We start from the raw sequence: 22,749 nt of genomic DNA, 5'->3' as shown, positions 1-22,749 counted from the left end.
GTTCGTTCCGAGCATCAGCCTTGTGCCGGTGTTCGCCGACCTGGTCCCAGCGCGTACTTCTACGGAATGTAGAATTACACGGCGGAGTCGATGATCAATTGCGGTGAACCCCCTGTGAGGACGTGTGTGGATGGTGATGCGCAGGTCGACCACGCGGCCCGCCCAGGGGATCGATCCCTGGGTGCTCGAGGCCGAGCGGACTGTGCAGCGGATTTCCACGCGCCCGGACCTCGGGCCCGCACCGAGATCCTCCCTCGTGGCGCTGGGGCTGTTGGCAGCCCTGCGGGCACTGGGCCTGGTGCTGGTGGCGGAGGCTGTCGCGCGAGGGATCGCGGGACTGGCGGTCGGCACCCTCTCGACCGGGTCGGTGCGGGCGATCCTGGTACTCGGTATGAGTGGTGTGCTGCTGCGGGCCGCTGCCGAATGGGCGACCGAGACGAGTGCACGCAGGGTCGCCATCGCCGTCAAGCAGAACCTGCGGGGTCGGCTGTGGCGCCACATGGTGCAAGCGCACGATCCCCGGGGCGGGACCGCGGTGCTCGCCACGGATGGCTTAGACGATCTGGACGAGTACTACCTGCAATCCGTGCCGGCCATAGTCGCGGCGATCGTGGTGCCCCCGCTACTGCTGGTACGCATCCTCGCCGCCGACTGGGTCAGTGCACTGGCGATTGTAGTGACGATCCCGCTGGTGCCACTGTTCATGGTCCTGATCGGCCGCCACACCGGTCAACGCACAGATGCGGCGTTGCGTGCTCTGGCCAGGCTGTCTGACCATCTGGCCGAACTGGCCCGCGGACTGCCAGTGCTGGTCGGGCTCGGCCGCGTCGAGGAGCAGACGGACTCGCTGGACACCATCCAGCGGATTTACGGGCGCCGCACGCAGGAGACGCTGAGGTGGGCGTTCCTGTCCGCCCTGGCACTTGAGCTCATCGCGACGATCTCTGTGGCGGTAGTAGCGGTCTTCTTGGGTCTCCGCTTGCTTGGCGGGTCGATGGACCTACAGCCCGCACTGCTCGCGCTGCTGCTCGCGCCAGAGTGCTTTACCGTGTTTCGCCGGGTCGGGGTGGCATTCCATGCGTCACAGGATGGCCTCGCGGCTCTGCACCGAGTGCGCGAACATCTCGAGGTAGCACCCGGGACTGACCTGCGAGAAGCCCACGGGGCCACGGTCCGCGTCGCAGGGCTCGAGGTTCGCTATTCCGGTCGCGGGGCCGCGGCATTGACTGGTCTCGACGCAGATCTGAGCGGCATTGTCGCCGTGACCGGGGCCAGTGGAGCCGGTAAGTCCACGTTCCTCTCGGCGCTGGTCGGGGCGCTGCCGGTCGATGCGATAGTGCATGGTCGAGTCACTGGAATCGAGGCTGACCTCGTGGGGTGGTCACCCCAGTCGCCGCGAGTATTCGGTGCCACCCCACGGGCGGAACTCGCGTTGTATGGCGCGGATCCCGCGGCCGCTCTGGCCGAGGTCGGACTATCCCGGGTCGCCGAGTCGGCTGCCGCCGAACTCAGCCCGGGGGAACTCCGACGCCTGTCTGTGGCGCGCGCACTGGCCCGCGTGGACGCCGGCGCCCGCCTGCTGGTGCTCGACGAGCCGACTGCCCACCTTGACCACCATGCCGCTGAGCTGGTCAGGGACGCGATCGTGCGCCGGGCCGAGCGTGCCACGATCGTGCTGGCGAGCCACGAACCGATGACACTTGATCTCGCCACGAGCACTATTCGGATCTCTGGGCAGGCCGGCCGCGCAGACGATGACGCATCCGCGCTCACCGAGGCCGCTCGGGACGGTGATCTCGGCGCCTCCCCGGTCCCCGCTGTGGACGGGAATGCCGATCAGGGTCGTTACGGGCGGGGACCAGAACAGGGAGTCTGCGCGGGGGCGGACGAGCAGGTGTCGGACGAGACAGGCGGCGCCCAGCGTCTGTCACTCGGTGCGCTGATTGGTGCCCACGGCAGGCTCTGGGCGGGGGCGGTAGGCATCTCGGTGCTCGCCACCTCGCTGGGCTTGGCGCTCACCGCGCTGTCGGGATGGTTGATCGTCCGATCGAGCGTCGAGGAGTACATCATGTATCTCCTGGTGGCGATCGTCGGAGTTCGAGCGTTTGGGATCGGACGCTCGGTGGCCACATACGCCGAACAATTACTCACCCATCACGCCGCCTTTCGAACCATCGATGACCTTCGGCTGCGGCTCTGGCGAGCGATCGCAGCACGAGGAACCGGATCCCGGCGGCTGCTCGAGGGTGGGGCGCCCCTGGACTACCTCGTGACCCAGGCCGATGAACTGCGGGACCAACTCCCCAGAGTCGTTACGCCCGTGATCTCCGGAGTCGCCGTACTGCTGGGAGCCACACTCACCACCTGGTTGGTCACCCCCGAGTTCACTGTGCAGGTGGGGGTGAGCCTGAGCGCGACCATGGCCCTCGGCGCGGTCCTAATGGCAACGGTCGAACGTGGGGGCGATGTGGCCAGGGTTGCTGGTCGGTCCCACCTGATACGGGGGTCGGCCTCATTGAACGCGGCAGCGGCGGACCTACGCGGTAATGGAGTGGCAGCGGCGGCGGTCGACCAACTCGACGAGCTGAACCGGAAACAGGCCGCCGCCGAACGGCGCGCCACCCGCGGCACAGGGCTCGGAACGGCGGCGGTGACAGCAGGCACGGGCCTCCTAGCGGTGCTCGTGGCAGTGTCCGATCCGTCGGTGGGTGCAGAACGAGCCAGTGTGATTGCCCTCCTGTGCCTGGCGCTGGGTGAGTCTCTCGCCGCGTGGGCCTCGGCAGTGCACCGAGTGCCGTCCGTGCGATCACTGCTGCAGAGCCTCGGCTCCGTACTGGGCCCCTTCCCGCAGACCGCATGGGGCGTTGGCGCGCCGAACGGCCCCGTGAATTCGGTGACGCTGGAGAAGGTTACTGCTCGGTATCCGCACACTGCGCGACCGGCCGTGGCGGAGGTGGATGCTGTCGCGCGCACGGGGTGCTGGTTGTTCCTCGACGGGCCGTCCGGATCGGGTAAGTCCACGCTGCTATCCGCCGTGATGGGGGCACTGCCCCTCAGTGGCGGCACGATCTGGGCCGAGACCTCTCCGATCACGACGTTCGCCGAAAAGGAATGGCGATCCCGCGTGGCCTGGTGCCCGCAGGACGCCTACGTCTTTGACTCCACCCTGCGCGGCAATCTCCTCCTATCCAGGCCGGCCACCCAGGCCCCCGATGACGCCGCACTGCGGCGGGTTCTCGAGCGGGTCGGTTTGACCGTTCTGCTCGACGCGCTCCCCGACGGTCTGGACACCCGGGTCGGGGCCGGCGGTCGGGCCCTATCAGGAGGGGAGCGTCAACGATTGGCGGTGGCACGGGCACTGCTCACGCGCGCCGACGTTCTCCTGCTCGACGAGCCGACTGCGCACCTAGACGCGCCGACAGCCGACGCCATGATGGAAGATCTCCGTACCGCCGCCCACGACAAGGTGGTGATCCTGGTTTCACACCGCCACAACGACCGGCGGCCCGAGGACCAGGTGGTCCGACTCAGCTGAACGAGCCGGAGCGAGCCGTCAGATCCGCATCGTTCACTCATGGCCGGGGGCCGGGGCACCGAGACGGCGGAGTCGATCGCTCATGCGGCCGCCGCGGCAGGAGGCCTGGTGGCCGCAGCCGCGCTCGTTCCTGCTGCTCCCGCTGCGGTCGTCGTCGCCGACGCTGTCGGTCTCACCGCTACCGTCGGCGGCACCGACCCGCAGGATCGCGCGGGCCACCACCTCGTCGCGTACTTCGCGGCGAGCTTGGTCGTCGGCCAACATCTCCACCATCGCGGCGACCTCCGTCTCCGCGAGGACCGCTGTGGGCAGCCCCGGTAACGCTGACCGCCAGGCCCGGAATGCCAGCTGCAAGATGTCGTGCCGCTGCTCCACGTGCGCGCGTTCGTGGGCGATCACGGCCTCGAGCTCATCTGGATCCAGGTTGTCGAGAAGTCCCTGGGAGAGCACCGTGACAGAACCGGCGCCACGGGGGATGCAATATGCCACTGGTGCGGCCTCATCGATAACCCGCGTTCGCGCGCGGGTCGGGTGGGGCGCTGTGAGTAGTTGGAGCAGCGTCAAATGTCGGCGCCGTTGCCGCGTGACCTGGACGACGGTCGCACCCAGGTGCGCGAGAAGGTAGCAGCCCAGCAGGATTGCGGGGACGACTGCGGCCAGGGAATGGATCGGCGCGACCGCGCGGCCGATCAGCGCGAGCGCCCCGATCATCGAGACCCCGCCGGCCAACCCGATGGCCTGCCAGAGAAGGAGCGCGCGAGCCGGGGCGTGCATCGGCCAGCGTGCGCGAGCCAACAGGACCGGCACCGGCCACGCCAGGGCCACAGCGACCCCAGCCAACAGGAGCCCCACGTCACCGGTGGACATCGCCGTCTGGAGGATCAGCCGTGGCCCTTCAGTAGGGTGCGCAACGCCGCCGCCTCTTCCTTGGAGACACCGCCGACGAATCGTGCAAGTACTGCGTGCCGGTCCCGAGAGTCACCCAGGACTTCGTGCATGAGTTCCGCGATGTACTCCTCCCGCGTGGCCACGGCGCGGTAGCGGTGGGGGCGGGCGGTGCGATCCGAGACGACCAGACCTTTGCGGGCAAGGCGGCTCAAGACCGTGAGCAGGGTGGTCACGGCGGGCGGGCGCTCCCGGGAGCTGTCGAGCACGTCCTTGACGTCGTATGCCGTCACCAGCCCACCGTGGTCCCAGATCACGTCCATCACGGCACGCTCCAACTCGCCCAGGGTCGCCACGGTGATCCTCTCCTCCTGCTGTGTAGCCGGATTCTATCAGCGGCGACAGCATTTCGATCCCCGGTCGAAGTAGTTCGACACTGTGTAGAATATTGATGGCGGGTGAACACGGCACCCGATCCGGCGAAAGGGGTTAGCGTCCTATGGACGTTGTCGAGATCGCACGCTGGCAGTTCGGCATCACGACCGTCTACCACTTCCTCATGGTCCCGCTCACTATCGGACTCGGGGCGATGGTCGCCGTGATGCACACCGTCTGGGTGCGTACCGGCCAGGAGAAATTCCTCCGGATGACCAAATTCTGGGGGAAGCTCTACCTCATCAACTTCATCCTCGGCGTAGCCACCGGTCTGGTCCAAGAATTCCAGTTCGGAATGGCCTGGAGCGAATACTCCCGGTTCGTCGGAGACGTGTTTGGCGCCCCACTCGCCCTCGAAGGCCTGCTCGCCTTCTTCCTCGAATCGACCTTCCTCGGTGTCTGGATATTCGGCTGGGGCAGGCTACGCAAGGGAGTGCACCTCGCGGCCCTGTGGTGCGCGGTGATCGGATCCTGGGTCTCGGCCTACTTCATCATCGTCGCAAACTCGTGGATGCAGCACCCCGTGGGTGTCGAGCTCGGCGAGGACGGCCGGCCGGTGATGACGGACGTGTGGGCCGTGCTCACCAACAACACCGCACTCGCAGCGTTCACCCACGCCGTCTTTGGTTCGCTCGTGGTGGGAGGAATGTTCCTGCTCGGGATCGCCTGGTACCACCTGTGGCGCCGCCGGCATGACGGGATCGACACCGTCGACGAGCGCGGGCACGTGATCGTGGGGCAGGCCAAGGACATACCGGGACGTGACCGCACCGACCATGGCGTCTGGACTTGGTCCCTGCGATTTGGCGCGATAATCGCCATAGCGGGGTTCCTCGGCACAATCGTCACCGGCGACATCCAGGGCAAACTCATGTACGAACAGCAGCCCATGAAGATGGCCGCCGCCGAGGCCGCCTGCCACTCCGGCTCCTCCTTCTCGGTGCTCTCCCTGGGCGATCCGGGATCCACGGACTGCCGCGACGTCACCACACTTATCGAGGTCCCCGGCGTTCTTGGGTTCCTCGCCACCGGGGAGTGGGGCGTCGACATGCCGGGTATCCGCGACCTCGAACCCGAGTATGTGAACCGCTACGGCGAGACGATTCCGGACGATGCCCTGTACAGCGACCGTGCAGGCGCCCAGATCGAGTATGTCCCCGTGATGTGGGTAACCTACTGGGGCTTTCGCCTCATGATCGGCCTCGGTGGCATCGTCGCCGCCGCCGGAGCGGTTGCCCTGTGGCTCACCCGGCGCGGCACCGTCCCCGCCTCCCGCGGGCTCATGCGACTCGCGCTCGCCGGAATCCTCGCCCCGTTCGCCGCAAACATCGCCGGATGGATCTTCACTGAGATGGGTCGACAACCGTTCGTCGTGGCCCCGAACCCCGCCGTGACCGGCGCCGACTCCGTGTACATGTACACCCAGGCAGCCGTATCTCCCGGTGTGACCGCCGGGGAGTTGCTGTTCTCCCTCATCTCTCTGGGTTCCGTCTACGGGGTACTACTGGTTGTGGAGGTGTACCTGCTGGTGCGGTACACGCGCGGTGGAGCCGCCAGTGCAATGCCCGAACTCGTAGGTAAGGACGACGACGTCGACGACCCAGACGGCAAGCACGACGACGTGCTGGCGTTTGCCTACTAGTCGCGAGACGAGGAACAACCATGGAACCCCTGGCAATCATCTGGTTTGTCGTCATCACCCTCCTATGGACCGGGTACCTCCTGCTCGAGGGATTCGATCTGGGCGTGGGCATGCACATGATCTTCTCGGCCCGCAGTGAGCGTGACCGTCGCGTCATGCTCAACACCATCGGCCCCGTCTGGGACGGCAACGAGGTATGGCTGGTCACCGCCGTTGCTGCCCTCTTCGCCGCATTCTCGCCCTGGTACGCCGCACTGCTGTCCGCCCTCTACGTGCCGCTGACCCTCGCGTTGCTCGGACTCATCCTGCGGGCCGTCGGTATCGAGTACCGCGGCAAGGTCGCCACGAAAGCCTGGGCAACGTTCTGGACGTACATGATCGGCCTCGGTTCCGCGGTGGTCGCCTTCTTCATCGGCGCGCTGCTCGCCCTCACCTCGATCGGGCTGCCGATCGACGGCAATGGCGACCGCGTCGGCGGCCCCTTTGCCTGGCTCTCGTGGCCTGCCCTCGTCGGTGGCCTCGCCGTGGTTGGGTTCGCCCTGGCCCACTCCGCCACATTCCTGGCGCTAAAGTCCGACGGGCCAGTGCGGCAGCGCGCATCCCGATTCGCCGTCCGGTGGGCCCCTCTCTACCTGCTGTCACTGCTTCTCTGGATAGTGATGGTGCAGGTCGAGCACGATGCCGGACCGCTGGGGTGGACGGTCGCCCTTCTTGCCGTGGCCTCTGGCGGCATCGGGTGGACTCAGGCACGTGGGGGCCAGGAAGGGCTCGCGTTTACCGGCTACGCTGGCACCGGCCTTTTCGGACTGGCCGCGATCTTCCTGGCCATGTTCCCGGTTCTGCTGCCGTCCACTATCGACAGCGCCTTTGACATCACAGTGCAGTCCGCGGCGCACAGCACCTATACCCTCGGCGTACTGTCCGTCATCACGGTCGTGGCGCTGCCTGTGATCCTCTGCTACCAGGCATGGAGCTACTGGGTGTTCCGGCACCGCGTCACGCCCGGGAAGATCCCCGAGCCACACGTAATTCTGCCGGCGATCCTGCGGGCCGAAGACGCCGGGCGCCAGGTGTAACCACCCATCAGCCGACTGCGACCAACCTGATGGCCGGGTCCGTCGTAGACGGCAGGACCGCCTCGGCAGACTGGCCCCCATTGAATTCGAGACCATCATGACCGACGAGGCCCTTCAGACCGCGTGACTAACCCTGTCACCTAACCGTGCATCAGCTCCCGGCGCTCGGTGGCGGGTTTCTGCCAGTACTGGCTGGCGGTCCGGTGTCGTGCTGCAGTGCCTACCGCGAGCAAGATTCGCGGGAGGCGCTATTGCTACGACTGCGGGAGGTCGCGGGTCAGCGGGACTACTTCCCACTGGGTGTCGCTTCGCACCTCCTCGACCAGATCCGGCCTAGTCGAGTAGACCTCAATCCATCCTGTCTCGGGTTGAATCTCGAGGAACAGTGTCTCGTCGTCGGACCACAAGAAGGATGGTTCGGGGTGGAGGAACGGGTCCATGAGAGCCGCCGTGGAAGCTGATACCAGCTGGTAGTCGTAGGAGCTGCCATAGTCGCCGTCATCGACGATAGTGATAGTGCGTGCGGCGTCGGATGTTCCGATTGGATCGCCGTTCACTGTCCAGATCGCGGCTTTCCACTGCAGGACAGACGCGGTGCTGCAGTAGCGCTGCGCGATCTCGATGGCAGGACCAGCGCTGCACCCGACCAGGCGATCCACATCCATGGCCAGCTCCGGGGTGTTGGCGCTGTCGATCATCGATGTCAATCCACGGCGGGGCGGATACTGCGCACCTACACGCTCAGCGACCTCATGCCATGAGCTCCACCCGGCCACGTCGCGGCCCGTATGGAGCGTGATCGGACACAGGATCCGCACCCCGTAGGGAAAGAGATCTCGGACAGCACCCACGGTCCCGGTCTCGAGCAACGCTGCGATGCGCCCCTTGCCGCACACTGGCGACCACCCATCCATGTCGCTTCCCCTTCCTCGTCTACGTCGTATGTCGTTGGAGGGCGCGGTACAACGTTGACCGTCCGACTTCCAGATCGCGGGCGGTCGGCCATCGAAGAGACCCTTTCGCCCGGAATCTGTATCAGTAGATATTAGACCCGACGGGAAGACGTTTCATAAACGCCGAAGTGGACCCTGTGACACAGCGGCGACGGTAGACGTCATATCGTCCCGCACGGGTGTACCGGCAAATCGCACCGCTTAGAGGCGGCGTCCTAGCGGCGATACCTGAAGGTGGCTGCCTGCATCAGCGTTCCAGTACCTCCAGGGCTCGGGCGGCTTGCTGGTGACGGTAGAGCGTGGCGCGGGACCATCCGACCAAGCTGGCGGCTTCGGCGGCGGTGCGACCCTTTCGTCGGGCGCCCTGGGCGATGTCGAGTTTTTCGGCGATCACCGCAGGGTCGACCGGGGGCCGGCCGAACCTGGTGCCGTTCTGCTTCGCCGCGGCGATGCCGGCATTGACGCGTTCAGTGATGAGCTCGCGCTCGTACTCGGCCAGGGTGGCGAGCATGCCCAACATCAACCGGCCGGAGGTGGTCTCCGGGTCGATGCCGTCCGAGACCGACCGGATCTTCACGCCCTTGTCGCGAAGCAGGTTCACGGTATTGAGGACATCGATCAGGGAGCGGCCGAGACGGTCAATGCGCCACACCACGACGGTATCGCCGGACTCGACGTAGTCCAACAGCCGCTTCATCCCCGGGCGCTCGATCGCGGCCCGGCTCCCCGAGGTGACATCCGCAAACACATCCCGCTTCTGCACCCCGGAATCCACGAGTGCATCCAACTGCAACTGCGCATCCTGACTCGCGGTACTCACGCGGGTGTACCCCAAATGCCTCATAGCGCGATTCTGCCCCATAAACCCCTACCGAAGCCGACCCTGAGACGAATGTCGCCAAGATGACTTAATGAGACACCGGCGGGTTGGCCGTAGAGCCAGGAAAACTGCTCAAAAGTGGTCGCTGTCCTGGACGGTGTCGGGTGTCTTGAAAACCTTTAGATTTTTAAGGCGTTGTCACAACAGTTCAGCAGATGCTGTATAGTTCAACAAGTGCTGACTATTGATTCGCGTGTGGATGTGATGAATCGGTTAGGGCGGGCGATGGCCGACCCGACGCGGTCCCGGATACTGCTGACCTTGCTGCAGCAGCCGGCCTACCCGGCGGAGCTGGCCCGCGATTTGGAGCTGACACGGTCGAACGTGTCGAACCATCTGGCATGCCTGCGCGACTGCGGGATCGTTGTCGCAGTGCCCGAAGGCCGCCAGACCCGGTACGAGATCGCAGACCCGCACTTGGCGCGGTCGCTATCCTCCTTGGTCGAGGTCACCCTCGCGGTCAACGAAAACGCCCCCTGCTTGGAGCCCGACTGCTCAGTGCCGGGTTGTCACGCCACGGAGGTGCAGGCATGATCCTGCCCTCGGCCCTGCAGGCGATCGGCCTGTTCATTGCCACCAACATCGACGACATCATCGTCCTGTCGCTGTTTTTCGCCCGCGGAGCAGGCCAACGCGGCACCACCGCACGCATTCTGGCCGGCCAGTATCTTGGCTTCGTCGGCATTCTCGGCGCCGCAGTGCTCGTCTCCCTGGGCGCGGGAGCCTTCCTGCCCCCGGGGGCCATCCCTTACTTCGGGCTGATCCCACTGGGCTTGGGACTGCGGGCCGCGTGGCAGGCCTGGCGCGGGGACGATGATGACGACGACGACGCAAAGATCGAGGGCAAGAACGTCGCAGTATGGACCGTGGCCGGCGTAACCTTCGCCAACGGCGGCGACAACATCGGCGTCTACGTCCCCGTCTTTCTCAACGTGGGCACGGGAGCCGTAGTTGCCTACTGCATCGTGTTCCTGGTGCTGGTGGCGGGACTGGTGGGCCTGGCCAAGTTCGTCGCCACCCGCCGACCGATCGCCGAAGTCCTAGAGCGCTGGGAACATATCCTGTTCCCGACTGTCCTGATCGGCCTGGGCGCCTTCATCCTGATCAGCGGCGGAGCATTCGGACTCTGACAAAACCGACGCAAACCCCACCACGCACCCGTGAGCCGCCGACTCGCTCTAATTCTTCCGGCCAGAACGCCCGATTGGTACGTCGCCGCCAAGAAGTAGCCACAGAAGACCGCCACAAAGCGATCAAGTCCACATGAGAAATGCGTTCCAAAAGTAGAGTCCATTATCGCGTCCCAACGGAGCAGTTCGGATGCAACTTTCGGTACGCTGACCGCATGGAGTTGGGGTACGCGCGGGTGTCAACAGCCAAACAGGACCTGGATCGGCAGATCGACGCCCTGCGCCGAGAAGGCATCGACACCGATCGCATCTATGTGGACAAGAAGTCCGGGGCCACGGTCGACCGCCCCGGCTTGCGCGCGGTCATGGAGTACGCCCGCGACGGAGACGTGATCGTGGTGCACACCCTGGATCGACTCGGGCGAACCGTGCGCGCCACCTTGAACCTGATCCACGAACTGTCCGAGCGAGGGATAGGGATACGCAACCTGGCGGACCCGATCAGAATCGACTCGACCAACCCGGACGACCCGATGTCCCAACTCGCAGTTGTGCTGCTGGCCCTGTTCGGGCAAATGGAACGCACCTACACCCTCGAGCGAGCCGCACACGCCCGAGCCGTAGCCACCGCGAAGGGACGCCGAGTAGGACGCCCCTCAGTAGTGGACCCCGACAAACTGGCCTACGCCGAGCACTTGAGGGACAACGGACACACCATCGCCGAGATCATCACCAAGACGGGCATCACCCGCACCACCCTCTACCGTCATCTCCCACCACGACCGGAGGAGCCGGTGACCGCTGGACCAGCAACGACGGACAGACCCGAGCCGAAACCCTGACACCGCAAACGTTCCCGGCTTTCCCGGTAGTAGTGCAAGAGTCATCGAGTCTCGGCTGCGGTGCTCGCATTCATCACAGTGACAACCAGGAAATGAACCGCTCCCCCTGAAAGGCTGTCATCTAATGCGATCAGAGAGCTTCAGACCTTCTCCGGGCAATCGACGTGGCTCGACGCCGTGTCGACCCGCAGGCGAACCCGATTTCATCGCAGTGGATTGAGTCTCTACACAACGAGCTGAGGCAGCTCAACGAAGCAGGGCTCCCGTTCACTGTCGACAATCTCACGGTTTCTCTGATCAATATGCTGGTCCGGGTCGAAACGGGGTGGACCGGGGGCACTAACTCCAAGCAGGGCAAAGAGGTGTAACCACCGTATTCCCCCCTCCCTGTCCGCCAAAGCGGCCCGCAGTGCGTCGTCGACCCGCCCTAGGCTAGCGTCATGACACCGACCTGGTCTGATGTCGGCGGGTTGCTCGCCCGCGGTGCCGATACCGCGTTCGAGGCAGATCTGGTGGTGCGGCCCCGAACAGAGCCTGCCCCGTCGATCCTGTCTTGGGTGATGGATGATCCGCGGGCCAATCTGCACGCCGGCCCCGGCCGGAGCCGGCTCACACGAGCCGGGGCCTCTCGTGTCCGCCTCGACCACGCGGACGGGCGACGGACGCTGTTCAATGACGGGACGGTGTGGCAGGTCGCCGCCGACGACACCGCCACCCGGTTCGACGTCAGGTCTCTGAACGCCTCCGGGTACGCCGCTCTACTCATTGATCAGCCGAACAATGCCGAGCAGGCCCTGGGCTACGGATTCCCGTCTGGCCCGCTCACCGATTCCACGCACCTGGGCCGACCTACCGTGGTGGCGGCAGGTGACCCAGGTGACGGATTCGGAGCCGTCGAGATCTCGGTCGACGTACACACCGGAGTGCTCGTGAAGGTCGCTGCCGCCGACGGGACCTGGGAAGCCTGGCTCGAGAACCTCACCTTCACCCAGTGCGAAGAGTCGGCGTTCTGCTGGGAAGGCGAAACTGGCCCACCTGAGCCGATCCCACCCAACAGCGAGTGGATCCCGACCCGGTTCACCGGCCAGCTCGTGGCAGACCCCGATCCGGAACCTCTGCCCGCCGATCGGCGCGGGCGGCACCTGCGTGCCCGGCTCGATGAGCTAGTGATCGCCGACGGTCAGCTCCCGCAACCGCGAGTAGGCGACACCGTCGAGGTGCATCTGACGTTCTTCGAAGACCCCTCCCCGATGGGGGCAGAACCTGCCGAAGTCCGCGCTACCGCCGAACCCATCGGCAAGGGCTCCCCACGACCCGACCATCACGGGGTTCTGCGCTGGCCCACCATCCTTCGTGGCGATGGGTGGTACGCCAAGTGGTCCTCACCGCGACCGATGATCGGACACGTCCTGGTAACAGGACACTTCGCGGTCCTTCACGACGCCGCGGCCGTCGACGCTTTTCCTCCGACCCGGGCGGCGGTCACCGGGATCCGAGTCAACCGCCTCACCGGACCGATGCCCGCCGACCTCGAGCGAGGACCGCTCCCAGGTAACGCCTGGTCCAACGAGCCCGTGTGCCCCGCCGGGTTTGCTGCCCACATGGTGCGGCGCAGCACCGCCGACTACGCCTACCCCATCGCTGTGGCCCTCGACCTGGACATCGACGCCGCCGACCCACCGCACCTGCGCAAGGATTTCGAGCCCGGAGGGCTGGCCGTTCTCGATGACGAACTCTGGGCCAGCGACCGCTTCCGACCAATCCTGCAACGACGCCGTGCCACGGACTCAACACCGGCGGAAGAACTCCTCTTGCCGCTGCCGGTGAGTCGCCACCCCAGCAGGTTCACGCCTCACGTCGGCGCACACAGACTGTGGCTCCAAAACGAACACACCCTCTACTCAGTCGACACCACCGATGCCGGGGCGGCGCAACTCCACGACCTCGGCCCGGTGCGATGGAGGTCCGCGGTAGCGATCGGACGCCACCTCGTCACTGGTGGCCAGCGCCTCAGGCGCTTCGATGCCGACGGCGAGATCGATCCTGTCCCACTTCCTCCAGAGATCGCCTACGTTGGCTCACTGGCCCGGGTGACGGAAGGCCTGTTGGTGGTGGGACGTGAGCTGAGCTGGGACGACATGTCCGACGCCGTCAACCACAGGACAGACAAAGCATCTCTCAACCGTTTCCGGCTGGCACTGTACGACCATCACGGCCACTGGGCCGTCGGGCCGTCCTTCGGACTCCCCCGCCCCGAAAGCGCCGTCGGGCGCACCGAACAGGGTGCATGGGTTCTCTGCGCCAATCTTCTCATCCGCTTCGATGCGTCCCTCGCCAAGACAACCGCGCATCGACTGCCCTACTGCCCCGGTACCGGCGGGGCCACAGAAACTGGAATGTGGCTCACCCTCGACCCCACCGAACTCGGCCAGCACCTCCAAGATCCGCAGACACCCGACCCGTGGCATCTGCGGGACCTGCTCAACACTCTGGGCCCGCGAGACCACCGGAAAGGCCTGGTGGTTCGGCTCGACAGCACCTTCACCCCGGTCGCTGCGGCCCTGACCGAAAGCCCTCGGCCCTCAGCTGTCGTCACCCCCGGCGACATCGTCTGGTTCTCGGGGCGATCCTGGCGAGGTATCACCACCGACGGCAACATCATCGACGGCCAACCCGCAACACCCCGCACCGCACATGAAGGGTGGAATGAATGAACGAAACTGAGTTTTTCGCAGAGGTCGCAGACGGTTTCAGAGCCACTGCGGAGCAGCCACGCATTGCAGGCGCCGAGGCCGCCGACGTGCTCTTGGTGGGCCACTTTGAAGACGTGCTCATAGTCCTTCTGGAGCTCCTGCCGAACAGCTACCCGGGTGTGGTGCGCCCTCCTGGGCAAGCAAGGCGATCGAGGCGTCTTCATCACCACCTCTTCGTTCACCCGCGGCGCCCTACTGGAAGCCGAGCGAATCAACGCCCGCATCGAACTCATCGACGGAGCTCGACTGGCTCGCCTCCTGGTCCAGTACGGCGTCGGGGTCCAGGAATCGCATACCGTGGTGCTGCACCGGATCGACGAGGACTTCTTCGAAGAAATTTAGAAACCGGCCATCGCGGATGCCCTCCGCGGTAGCTTTCCATGTGAACACCCCTCCGGAACCTCAAGGGGACGCATGGACTACCTCCCGCCCGTGGCGTGCGTCGAACTGTCGGCAGATTGCTTCTACATCTGCCTCATCGACGTCAACGGCGCCGCCGACTTGCCCCGCCAGCTCGGCGGCTGGACAGTCGAACGTGACGACCGCGAGCTACTCCAGAGGCTTCTTTCGGGCCGGCTCGTCGTCAAGACGACGGACGACCCGATGCCCGAAGTGGACCAGGCGGAGATCGCCGGCTACTTCACCGTGGACGACACTCTCGGCAAAGTTGAAGCCGAGATCGCCGAGCTGAAGAACCGGTTCAACGCGGTTCTCGAATCGCCTGAGCGGCAAGGACTGGGCGCACTGACCGAACCACGATGGCCCGACCTTGAATTGCTCACCACCCGAACCCCCAACCCCCGGGCCTCACGGGAAGGCCAGGGGCGCGCAGCTTTCGCTCTCGGAGTCACCGTCAAAGATCTGGCCACCGGGTGGGGCAAGCTGGAATCGATTCGTCTCACCGCGGCCTACCCACTGCCTCGAGACCCAGGATCGCCGAAGAATCATCCCCGACAGTTCAGGTACTACCTCAACGATGATTCCAGTCCGGATGCTCGGCCTCTGCCGGTGGGTGGCCGATGAGCTCCGAGATGACCTTCGTCGCCTTCGACACCGAAACTGCCAACTCCAGCCGTGCCAGCATCTGCTCGCTTGGCGCGACAGTGGTCACTAACGGCGTCGTCACCGACGAACGGAGCTGGCTGGTCCGTCCCCCCGAGGGGCACGACGAGTTCTTTGCCCGCAATGTATCCATTCACGGCATCACCCCGGAGATGGTCCAGGACAAGCCCCGGTTCGGTGAGCTGTGGCCCGAAATCTCGCAGTATCTCGACGGCAAGACCGTCGTGGCGCACAACGCCTCCTTCGACACCAGCGTGGTGCGCTACGCATGCGAAACATCTGGCCACCCGTGGCCGGAGTGGACCTACGGATGCACGTACGTCATGGCCCGGCAGGCCCTGGACCTGGTGTCCTACCGACTGCCGATCGTGGCCTCCCACCTGGGCGTGCCGCTGGAACGCCATCACGACGCCCTGGCAGATACCCGCGCCTGCGCCGGTGTCCTGCTCGCGCTCGCCGACCGCAACGAGTGTGCAGACCTGACCCACCTGACCACCGCGCTGACGGTGAACCTCGGTCGCCTCTTTGCCGGCGGCTGGGACCCCTGCAGGCAGACACGCGCTCTCCGCTCCACCAATCACGCTGCTCGCGGCCCATTAGTCATTCCCGAGGCGTCCATCGACGCCGATCCTGACCATCCCCTCTACGGGCAGGTTGTGGTCTTCACTGGAGGCTTGGGCAGCATGTCGAGACAAGACGCGTGTGACGCGGTCGCACGCGTCGGGGCCACACCCGCCAAAGGGTTGACGCGAAAAACCACCGTGCTGGTGATCGGCGATGGATTCCGCGGCGACGACCTGGCCGAATTTCAGACCGGCAAAGCCCGCAAAGCCCTCGAACTGCGGGCCAAGGGACAGCCGATCGAAGTCGTGACCGAGGACGAACTGCTCGAACTCCTGACCATCGAGCGCAACACCACTGCATCAGTTCGGGCCGTATGACCGGGACTTGCCAGAATTGACCAAGCGGGCGCCGGCAAGCGTGCCCTACGGAGCCTCCGCCTGCGCGGGGAAGTGCCGATAATGTTGCATTCCGTCAATTACGCAGATCAGCGGGGTGCAACTGTGCAGAGGATCGACGTTTCTGGCCCCTGCGACGTGAACGGATCGCCCTCAGCGCTCGTCGACGCTCGGGCGCGCCATTAGCTGATCGAGGATGAGATGTGACACCCCCTGAGACAGGCCCCGCAGGCCGGGCGGACCTCACTGTTCGACGCACAATCGAGCCACACGGCGTGATCGTGCCGGCGCGAATGACCGGCGACGAGCCCCTCACCGCTGACGGCAGCAATCTCCCAGGCGGGCCGGTGATCGACTTTTGGCAATGGTCGATGTCGAGCCTGCTCGACAACACCGTCCGCGGCCTGTTCGCCGAGTATCTCGTCGCTCGCGCGCTCGGAGTCACTCACGCCGGCGTACGCGTCGAATGGGACGCCGTCGACATCGTCACCGAAAGCGGACTGCGGGTGGAGGTCAAGTCGGTCTCGTTCCTGCAGAGCTGGGCGCAAACACAGGCCCCCACCCCCACCGTGAGCATCCCCGAGACCCTCGCGTGGGATGCACACACCGGCCGGTACGAGCCTGCGTCTCGGCGTCAAGCCGATGTGTACGTCGTCTGCGTCCTCGACGTCACTGACATGGCTGACCTGGATCCGCTGAACCTGGATCATTGGCGCTTCCTCGTCGTACCTACACGCGTTCTCAACACAGAAGTCCCGGGCCAGAAGTCGATCGTCCTCCACCGCCTGGCCGCCCTGCCTGGTGTCACCGAGTGCACCTACACCGACCTCCGGGACACCGTGGAAACAGTGGGAACGCCCTAATCTAAGGCGAGGGGCGGCCCGTAATTCCCAGGCCACGGGGCCACGCCGATAAGTTGCGTTTCGACAAGCTGCCGCGGTCGCCCTCCCCTGGCATCGCCTCGGGGCCCGGGGCACGTTCGAGTGCGTCTACGGCCCCACGCTGACAGCCCTGCCGCGACCAATGTGTTCCATCGGCAGAACCCCCGCGCGCGCTACGCGGTTCGGTGGTCCGACGGGACCGGCTCTTTTCGGCTGCCGAGCGTTCGCTCGTAGGGAAACCAGAGGGAAAGCACGGTCGCCACCACTCTTGCGAGCTGAAGCCGTCGGCTCACGCCTAGCATCTCGCTCCTCGCCCGCGGCCTGGGCTTTGCGGACCCAGGTCCTAAGTGCTTCGCGGTGCACGCCGAGCTCTTCGGCGGTCCGCATGATCGCACCGCGCGCCCAGCCGGGGTCGGCCAGTGCTTCCAGCGCCATCCGCGCCGCTCGTTCACGAAGCTCATCCGGATACTTGCGAGGTGCTCCCATAGCGTTGATGACCCCTTCCCGGGTAATCGATGTCTCCATCAAACCCGGGGCGCTTCACCAACGAAGCGGGAGCGGCCCCCTAGCCTCCCACCCAGTTGTCAATAGAGCCCCTTCATCCCCGAAAAACAACGTAGCCGCAGGTCACGACTTTGTGACCTGCGGCTACGATTGGGCTTAACCGCCCATGGTGGGCGAAGGGGGACTTGAACCCCCACGTCCCGAAGGACACTGGCACCTGAAGCCAGCGCGTCTGCCATTCCGCCACTCGCCCGAGTAACGCTCAGATACGGTAACACGCCGCGCTCTACCGTCACTAATCGGCAGGTCGGAGGGGGTGTGCGCCGACACCGGGCGTCAGGCGGGGAGAACGGGACCACCGCTCAAGCGTGCTTAAGGCCGTCTCCACCTCTATGATCGACCGGATGCCGTTGTCAGACGGTTCGGCCTGTCGTGCCCGCCGGGTAACGACGCCGGAAGGCACAGCCGCAACACCCAGTTGACATAAGGAACCCGACCCGGAGTGTGAGGTCTGAGAGAGGAGGCGAGGCGTGGGAATCGTCGGCAAGTTCGAGCGAACACTGCAGGGCGCCGTGGGCGACGCGTTCGCCCGCCTCTTCGGCGGCAAGGTGGTCGCAGCAGAGGTGGAGTCGCAGCTGCGGAAGCAGGCGGAGGCGTCGCTCAAGGTGGTCGACGGCCACCTCCTGGTGTCGAACAGCTACACCATCACGCTGGCGCGCTCGGACTACGCCTCGTTCACCGAGGACGAGGCCCTGGCGGTCAAGACCTTCTCCCGTCACCTGTCGGACCACATCACCGAGCAGGGGTGGGAAACGTACGGACCGGTCGCGGTGACCTTCGTGGAGCGCGACGACCTCCACACCGGTCAGATGCGCATCGACGGGGTCGTGGACCCCGACGCCGTTCCGTTCCACATCTCGGCCGCCGCCCCGGCGCCGGACCGGGACCACCCGGCACCGTCGTCGCCCGGCCGGGAACCGTCGAGTGCGAGCGAGGAGAGCAACGACATGCAGGCACCCGCCTCCAACTATCCCGTCTCCGCGCAGTCGGCCGGCCATGACGCCGGCCGGGGAGCCGTTTACGACGCTGACCAGGGAGCCGGCGCCGGTCACGATGCCGGCGCCGGCCGCGAAGCCGGCTGGGGCGGGCCGTCGGACGCGCCGACCCGCATCACCCAGGGCCGCACGTCACTGACCGTGACGCTGCACCTGGAGGACGGCTCGGGTCGCACGTTCCGCCTGCAGCGGGGATCCAACCTGCTCGGCCGCGGCCAGGACGCCGCCTTCCGTCTGCCGGACACTGGAGTGTCCCGTCAGCACGCCGACATCCACTTCGACGGCCGGGACGCCCTGCTCACCGACCTCGGATCGACCAACGGCACCAGCGTCAACGACGGCCCGGTTCAGGACTGGCAATTGGCGGACGGAGACGTGATCCGCGTCGGGCACTCCGAGATCACGGTCCGTTTCGACTAACCTCTACGTCAGCGAAGAACCCCGGAACCACCGGGGGCGGTCACGCGTTGGTCTACCGTGGCCACGATGACATGAGGTGACCAGACCGACGCCCGAGAGGAGGCCCAGGTCATGCAGGGACTTGTTCTGCAGCTTTCCCGTGGGCTCCTGTTGGTCCTGCTCTGGCTGTTCATCTACCTCACGCTGCGTGCGCTCAAGACCGACGTGTTCGGCAACGTCGGCATGCGCTCGGGCGGCCGCGGCGAGAAGCGGGGCGGGTTCCTGGCCCGCGGTTCCAAGGCGATCCGCTACCTGGTGGTGACGCAGGGGGCGCTGGCCGGCACGCGCATCACGCTGACCGAACAGCCGGTCCTGCTGGGCCGGGCCGACTCGTGCACCCTCGTGATCGACGACGACTATGCGTCCAACCAGCACGCCAGACTGTCGCCACACGGTCCTGACTGGTTCCTCGAGGACCTGGGTTCGACCAACGGAACGTATCTGGACAGATCGAGGGTCACCACGCCCGTGAAGGTGGAGGCCGGCACGCCGATCCGGATCGGCAAGACCGTGATCGAGCTCCGCGCGTGACCCCCGCGCTCGTCTACACCGCGCGGTCCCACCTGGGGATGGTGCGGGAGAACAACGAGGACTCGGCGTACGCGGGTCCGCGTCTGCTCGCGCTGGCCGACGGGATGGGTGGCCACGCGGCGGGCGAGGTCGCCAGCCAGTACGTGGTGGCGGAGCTCGCGAAGCTGGACGAGGACGATCCGGGCCAGGACCTCACCGGCGCACTGAGCGTGGCGCTGACCTCGGGCAACGCCTCGATCGCGGCGCACGTGGACGCGCATCCCGAGACCGAGGGCATGGGCTGCACGGCCACGGCGCTGCTGTTCGACGGCCGCCGCATGGGACTCATCCACGTCGGCGATTCCCGCGCCTACCTGCTGCGCGACGGCTCGCTCTCGCAGATCACCAAGGACGACACGTTCGTCCAGTCGCTCGTCGACCGCGGCGAGCTCTCCGCCGACGAGGCGCATTCCCATCCGCGCCGCTCACTCATCCTCAAGGCCCTCACCGGCGAGCCGGTCGAGCCGACGGCCGTCACCCGCGAGGCCCGGGTGGGCGACCGCTACCTGCTGTGTTCCGACGGCCTGTCCGACCCGGTGAGTGCGGACACGATCTCCGAGACGCTGGCCACGGGCACGGTCGAGGAGGCGGCCGACCGCCTGGTGCAGCTGGCGCTCCGTTCGGGCGGGCCGGACAACATCACCGTCGTGGTGGCCGACGTGGTGGAGTCGGCCAGGGACACCCCGGTGGTCCCCGTGGTGGTGGGTGCGGCGTCGGAGGATCCGGCGGTGGTCGACCCCGCGACGGATCCGCTCGCCAACACCGCGGCGGGCAAGGCCGCGGCGTTCTCCCGCGCCCAGCTGGCCTCGCACTCCGGCGCCGCGGGTGGCGGCGCCGCAGGTGACGCGGCGGGCCACGGGACCGGACGTGGCGGCGGGTCGGCCGGGGACGCCGGTCGACCGGGTGGTCCGGGGGGAAGAGGGCCCGGAGGCCCGGGGAAACCGGGAGGTCCAGGTCAGTCGGGTCGGTCGGGAAGTACCGGCCCCGGGGGCGACGACGACGAGCTCGACGCCGCCCCGCCCCGCGGCAGCCGCTGGCGTTTCGCCCTCAGCGTGGTCGGGGTGCTGGTCGTGATCGCCGGGGTCGTGGGCGTGTCGACGCTGCTCATCCGCAGTAACTATTTCGTCGCCGAGCAGGACAATCAGGTCGTGGTCAAGCGCGGCATCTCCGGTGACATCTTCGGCATCTCGCTCGCCTCGGTCAGCCGCGTCGCCTGTCTCAACGAGGAGGGCGACCTCACCCTGCACGAGCCGGACTCAATCCCCGGCGGCTGTAATGTGTTCACGCTCGGTGACCTGCGGGAACCCGCACGGGAGTCCGTGCGTGCCGGGATGCCGTCCGGCAGCCTGTCCGAGGCCACCGGGCAGGTCGTCCGGCTGGCGGCGGACAACCTCCTGCCGCCGTGTGAGACGTCGGACCCGAAGCCCGCGGAGGGGACGGACGAGAAGGCGACGCCGTCGTCGTCCCCCTCCCCCACACCCACCACCGGTCAGCCCGGTCCCGCCGAGGGTGACACCCGCACCACGCCCACCGACCCCGCCCCGCGTGAGGGCTCCGACCCCGCCACGCGAGAGGGTTCCGACCCCGCCACGGAGGAGGACCGCGCCACGCCGTCCTCCCCGGCGCGCCCCGCTCCGCCGCAGGTACCCGGGGAGAACTGCCGGGCGGTGAGCTGACATGACCGGTCCCGCCACCAACCCCCGCGGACAGGCCCTGCCCGACCGCCCCCGGCGCGGCAAGGAGCTCGTCCTGCTCGTCGCCGCGACGGTGATCGTCGGGTTCGCCCTGCTGCTGGTGCAGCTCGCGCAGGAGCAGCACCTCGCGCTGGAACTGCTGTGGATCACGCTCGCGTTCTTCGGCCTCACCGGCATCGCGCACCTGCTCATCCGCTGGCTCGCCCCGTTCGCCGACCCCGTCCTACTGCCGTCGGTCGCGCTGCTCAACGGGCTCGGGCTGGTGCTCATCTACCGGCTCGACCTGGCGTACGCCTCCCGCGCCGTGGCCGCCGGCACCGACCCGCCGGGCATGAACGTCACCCGTCAGCTGCTGTGGACCCTCATCGGGCTCGCCGTGATGGCCGTGGTGCTGTACTTCCTGCGCGACCACCGCGTCCTGGCCCGGTACGGCTACACCACGGGCTTCGTCGGTCTGCTCCTGCTGGCGATCCCCGCCGTGCTGCCCGCGCGGTTCTCCGAGATCAACGGCGCCAAGAACTGGATCATCCTCCCCGGCTTCACCATCCAGCCCGGCGAGTTCGCGAAGATCCTTCTCATCGTGTTCTTCGCGTCGATCCTGGTGGAGAAGCGCGAACTGTTCACCACCGCCGGCAAGCGCGTGCTCGGCGTGGACCTCCCCCGCGGCCGCGACCTCGGGCCGATCCTCGTGGCCTGGTTCCTCTCCCTCGGCGTGCTGGTGTTCAACACCGACCTCGGCTCGGCCCTGCTCATCTTCGCCACCGTGCTCACCATGCTGTACGTCGCCACCGAGCGCGTGAGCTGGCTGCTCATCGGCGTGGTGCTGGTCGGTTTCGGCGCCGTGCTCGCCTACGCGCTGTTCGGCCACGTCAGGGTGCGGTTCCAGATCTGGCAGGATCCCTTCGCCTACTTCGACACCGGCGGCTACCAGAGTTCGCAGGCGCTGTTCGGGCTCGCCTCCGGCGGGATGGGCGGCACCGGGCTCGGCAACGGACGCCCCGACCAGGTGCCGTTCGCCAACACCGACTTCATCACCTCCACCATCGGTGAGGAGCTCGGCCTCATCGGCCTGGCCGCGGTCCTGATGGTGTACCTCATCCTCGTCCTGCGCGGCATCCGCGTGGGACTGACCATCCGCGACAGCTTCGGCAAGCTCGTCGCCGTGGGGCTGGCGTTCACCATCGTGATCCAGGTGTTCGTGGTGGTGGGCGGCGTGTCCACGCTCATCCCGCTCACCGGCCTGACGCTGCCGTTCATGGCGTACGGCGGCTCGAGTCTGCTCGCCAACTACGCGCTGCTGGCCATCCTCGTGCGCCTGTCCAACGACGCCCGCCGCCCGCTGCCCGCGCCGCGTCAGGCACCGGCCCTGGCCGACGCCGCCACCGGCATGATGCGCACCCCGCGCCGGCGCCCCGGAAAGTCCGGGTGAGCGCG

The 22,749-nt window shown here is 66.6% G+C and carries 19 protein-coding genes, 1 tRNA gene and 1 pseudogene; 15 read left to right on the top strand and 6 right to left on the bottom strand.

What is annotated here, in order from left to right:
• The first annotated feature begins 130 nt into the window (after positions 1-130).
• Positions 131-3,535: a thiol reductant ABC exporter subunit CydC gene (gene cydC / locus OPF83_RS10995; protein WP_264887520.1), complete on the top strand. Its 3,405-nt coding sequence runs from the start codon at positions 131-133 to the stop codon at positions 3,533-3,535.
• Positions 3,536-3,568: 33 nt separating this feature from the next.
• Here cydC and OPF83_RS10990 read toward each other — a convergent pair whose 3' ends face one another.
• The gene (locus OPF83_RS10990) at positions 3,569-4,402 is read right to left on the bottom strand and encodes a M56 family metallopeptidase (protein WP_264887519.1); all 834 of its coding nucleotides are present in this window, start codon (positions 4,400-4,402) and stop codon (positions 3,569-3,571) included.
• Between the two features lie 14 nt (positions 4,403-4,416).
• The gene (locus OPF83_RS10985) at positions 4,417-4,776 is read right to left on the bottom strand and encodes a BlaI/MecI/CopY family transcriptional regulator (protein WP_264887518.1); all 360 of its coding nucleotides are present in this window, start codon (positions 4,774-4,776) and stop codon (positions 4,417-4,419) included.
• A 143-nt stretch (positions 4,777-4,919) separates the two neighbouring features.
• On the opposite strand from OPF83_RS10985, the gene OPF83_RS10980 reads away from it, so the two are divergent.
• Both OPF83_RS10980 and cydB read left to right on the top strand, forming a co-directional pair.
• Positions 4,920-6,497: a cytochrome ubiquinol oxidase subunit I gene (locus OPF83_RS10980; RefSeq protein ID WP_264887516.1), complete on the top strand. Its 1,578-nt coding sequence runs from the start codon at positions 4,920-4,922 to the stop codon at positions 6,495-6,497.
• Positions 6,498-6,517: 20 nt separating this feature from the next.
• Positions 6,518-7,573, top strand: coding sequence for a cytochrome d ubiquinol oxidase subunit II (gene cydB / locus OPF83_RS10975; protein ID WP_264887515.1), 1,056 nt, complete (start codon positions 6,518-6,520; stop codon positions 7,571-7,573).
• 254 nt (positions 7,574-7,827) lie between these two features.
• On the opposite strand, the gene OPF83_RS10970 is transcribed toward cydB, so the two are convergent.
• Both OPF83_RS10970 and OPF83_RS10965 read right to left on the bottom strand, forming a co-directional pair.
• Positions 7,828-8,271 carry a hypothetical protein gene (locus tag OPF83_RS10970; RefSeq protein ID WP_264887514.1) on the bottom strand — a complete coding sequence of 148 codons (444 nt, stop codon included), beginning with the start codon at positions 8,269-8,271 and terminating at the stop codon, positions 7,828-7,830.
• A 502-nt stretch (positions 8,272-8,773) separates the two neighbouring features.
• The gene (locus OPF83_RS10965) at positions 8,774-9,370 is read right to left on the bottom strand and encodes a recombinase family protein (protein WP_264887513.1); all 597 of its coding nucleotides are present in this window, start codon (positions 9,368-9,370) and stop codon (positions 8,774-8,776) included.
• Positions 9,371-9,580: 210 nt separating this feature from the next.
• Between OPF83_RS10965 and OPF83_RS10960 the strand changes: the two genes are divergently transcribed.
• The 8 genes and pseudogenes from OPF83_RS10960 (at position 9,581) to OPF83_RS10925 (ending at position 17,015) form a co-directional block, all read left to right on the top strand.
• A complete protein-coding gene (locus OPF83_RS10960) occupies positions 9,581-9,940 on the top strand; it encodes a helix-turn-helix transcriptional regulator (protein ID WP_264887512.1) in 360 nt (119 codons plus the stop codon).
• On the top strand, positions 9,937-10,536 hold the full coding sequence (locus tag OPF83_RS10955; RefSeq protein ID WP_006550696.1) for a cadmium resistance transporter: 600 nt from the start codon (positions 9,937-9,939) through the stop codon (positions 10,534-10,536). The genes OPF83_RS10960 and OPF83_RS10955 overlap by 4 nt, the downstream gene beginning before the upstream one ends.
• Positions 10,537-10,751: 215 nt before the next feature.
• Positions 10,752-11,378 (top strand): recombinase family protein, encoded by a 627-nt coding sequence (locus OPF83_RS10950; RefSeq protein WP_264887511.1) that lies wholly within the window; start codon positions 10,752-10,754, stop codon positions 11,376-11,378.
• A gap of 440 nt (positions 11,379-11,818) precedes the next feature.
• On the top strand, positions 11,819-14,092 hold the full coding sequence (locus OPF83_RS10945; protein ID WP_264887510.1) for a hypothetical protein: 2,274 nt from the start codon (positions 11,819-11,821) through the stop codon (positions 14,090-14,092).
• A 165-nt stretch (positions 14,093-14,257) separates the two neighbouring features.
• A pseudogene (locus tag OPF83_RS10940) lies at positions 14,258-14,473 on the top strand (restriction endonuclease); the annotation flags it as partial.
• Positions 14,474-14,545: 72 nt separating this feature from the next.
• Positions 14,546-15,154: a hypothetical protein gene (locus OPF83_RS10935; RefSeq protein WP_264887509.1), complete on the top strand. Its 609-nt coding sequence runs from the start codon at positions 14,546-14,548 to the stop codon at positions 15,152-15,154.
• 8 nt (positions 15,155-15,162) lie between these two features.
• Positions 15,163-16,134: an exonuclease domain-containing protein gene (locus OPF83_RS10930; protein WP_264887508.1), complete on the top strand. Its 972-nt coding sequence runs from the start codon at positions 15,163-15,165 to the stop codon at positions 16,132-16,134.
• Between the two features lie 311 nt (positions 16,135-16,445).
• Positions 16,446-17,015, top strand: a complete 570-nt coding sequence (locus tag OPF83_RS10925) for a hypothetical protein (RefSeq protein ID WP_264887507.1) — start codon at positions 16,446-16,448, stop codon at positions 17,013-17,015.
• A 126-nt stretch (positions 17,016-17,141) separates the two neighbouring features.
• Here OPF83_RS10925 and OPF83_RS17520 read toward each other — a convergent pair whose 3' ends face one another.
• A complete protein-coding gene (locus OPF83_RS17520; protein ID WP_375546254.1) occupies positions 17,142-17,519 on the bottom strand; it encodes a transposase in 378 nt (125 codons plus the stop codon).
• Positions 17,520-17,704: 185 nt separating this feature from the next.
• Positions 17,705-17,790 (bottom strand) — tRNA-Leu (locus tag OPF83_RS10920).
• Between the two features lie 277 nt (positions 17,791-18,067).
• On the opposite strand from OPF83_RS10920, the gene OPF83_RS10915 reads away from it, so the two are divergent.
• The 4 genes from OPF83_RS10915 (at position 18,068) to OPF83_RS10900 (ending at position 22,744) form a co-directional block, all read left to right on the top strand.
• On the top strand, positions 18,068-19,012 hold the full coding sequence (locus tag OPF83_RS10915; protein ID WP_264887506.1) for a DUF3662 and FHA domain-containing protein: 945 nt from the start codon (positions 18,068-18,070) through the stop codon (positions 19,010-19,012).
• A gap of 111 nt (positions 19,013-19,123) precedes the next feature.
• Positions 19,124-19,582, top strand: coding sequence for an FHA domain-containing protein (locus OPF83_RS10910; protein ID WP_264887505.1), 459 nt, complete (start codon positions 19,124-19,126; stop codon positions 19,580-19,582).
• Positions 19,579-21,297, top strand: coding sequence for a PP2C family serine/threonine-protein phosphatase (locus tag OPF83_RS10905; RefSeq protein WP_264887504.1), 1,719 nt, complete (start codon positions 19,579-19,581; stop codon positions 21,295-21,297). The genes OPF83_RS10910 and OPF83_RS10905 overlap by 4 nt, the downstream gene beginning before the upstream one ends.
• A 1-nt stretch (position 21,298) precedes the next feature.
• On the top strand, positions 21,299-22,744 hold the full coding sequence (locus OPF83_RS10900; protein WP_264887503.1) for an FtsW/RodA/SpoVE family cell cycle protein: 1,446 nt from the start codon (positions 21,299-21,301) through the stop codon (positions 22,742-22,744).
• Positions 22,745-22,749: the final 5 nt, after the last annotated feature.

The sequence above is a fragment of the Dietzia sp. NCCP-2495 genome, from assembly GCF_026011735.1.
In the GTDB taxonomy this organism is placed as follows: domain Bacteria; phylum Actinomycetota; class Actinomycetes; order Mycobacteriales; family Mycobacteriaceae; genus Dietzia.
This window is presented reverse-complemented; position numbering and strand designations above follow the sequence as displayed.

Coding starts and splice junctions, on each gene's coding strand:
- cydC (WP_264887520.1), top strand. CDS start 131: ATGGTGATGCGCAGGTCGACCACGCGGCCCGCCCAGGGGATCGATCCC.
- OPF83_RS10990 (WP_264887519.1), bottom strand. CDS start 4,402: ATGTCCACCGGTGACGTGGGGCTCCTGTTGGCTGGGGTCGCTGTGGCC.
- OPF83_RS10950 (WP_264887511.1), top strand. CDS start 10,752: ATGGAGTTGGGGTACGCGCGGGTGTCAACAGCCAAACAGGACCTGGAT.
- OPF83_RS10980 (WP_264887516.1), top strand. CDS start 4,920: ATGGACGTTGTCGAGATCGCACGCTGGCAGTTCGGCATCACGACCGTC.
- OPF83_RS10900 (WP_264887503.1), top strand. CDS start 21,299: ATGACCGGTCCCGCCACCAACCCCCGCGGACAGGCCCTGCCCGACCGC.
- OPF83_RS10965 (WP_264887513.1), bottom strand. CDS start 9,370: ATGAGGCATTTGGGGTACACCCGCGTGAGTACCGCGAGTCAGGATGCG.
- OPF83_RS10935 (WP_264887509.1), top strand. CDS start 14,546: ATGGACTACCTCCCGCCCGTGGCGTGCGTCGAACTGTCGGCAGATTGC.
- OPF83_RS10945 (WP_264887510.1), top strand. CDS start 11,819: ATGACACCGACCTGGTCTGATGTCGGCGGGTTGCTCGCCCGCGGTGCC.
- OPF83_RS10910 (WP_264887505.1), top strand. CDS start 19,124: ATGCAGGGACTTGTTCTGCAGCTTTCCCGTGGGCTCCTGTTGGTCCTG.
- OPF83_RS10925 (WP_264887507.1), top strand. CDS start 16,446: ATGACCGGCGACGAGCCCCTCACCGCTGACGGCAGCAATCTCCCAGGC.
- cydB (WP_264887515.1), top strand. CDS start 6,518: ATGGAACCCCTGGCAATCATCTGGTTTGTCGTCATCACCCTCCTATGG.
- OPF83_RS17520 (WP_375546254.1), bottom strand. CDS start 17,519: ATGGGAGCACCTCGCAAGTATCCGGATGAGCTTCGTGAACGAGCGGCG.
- OPF83_RS10930 (WP_264887508.1), top strand. CDS start 15,163: ATGACCTTCGTCGCCTTCGACACCGAAACTGCCAACTCCAGCCGTGCC.
- OPF83_RS10970 (WP_264887514.1), bottom strand. CDS start 8,271: ATGATCGACAGCGCCAACACCCCGGAGCTGGCCATGGATGTGGATCGC.
- OPF83_RS10955 (WP_006550696.1), top strand. CDS start 9,937: ATGATCCTGCCCTCGGCCCTGCAGGCGATCGGCCTGTTCATTGCCACC.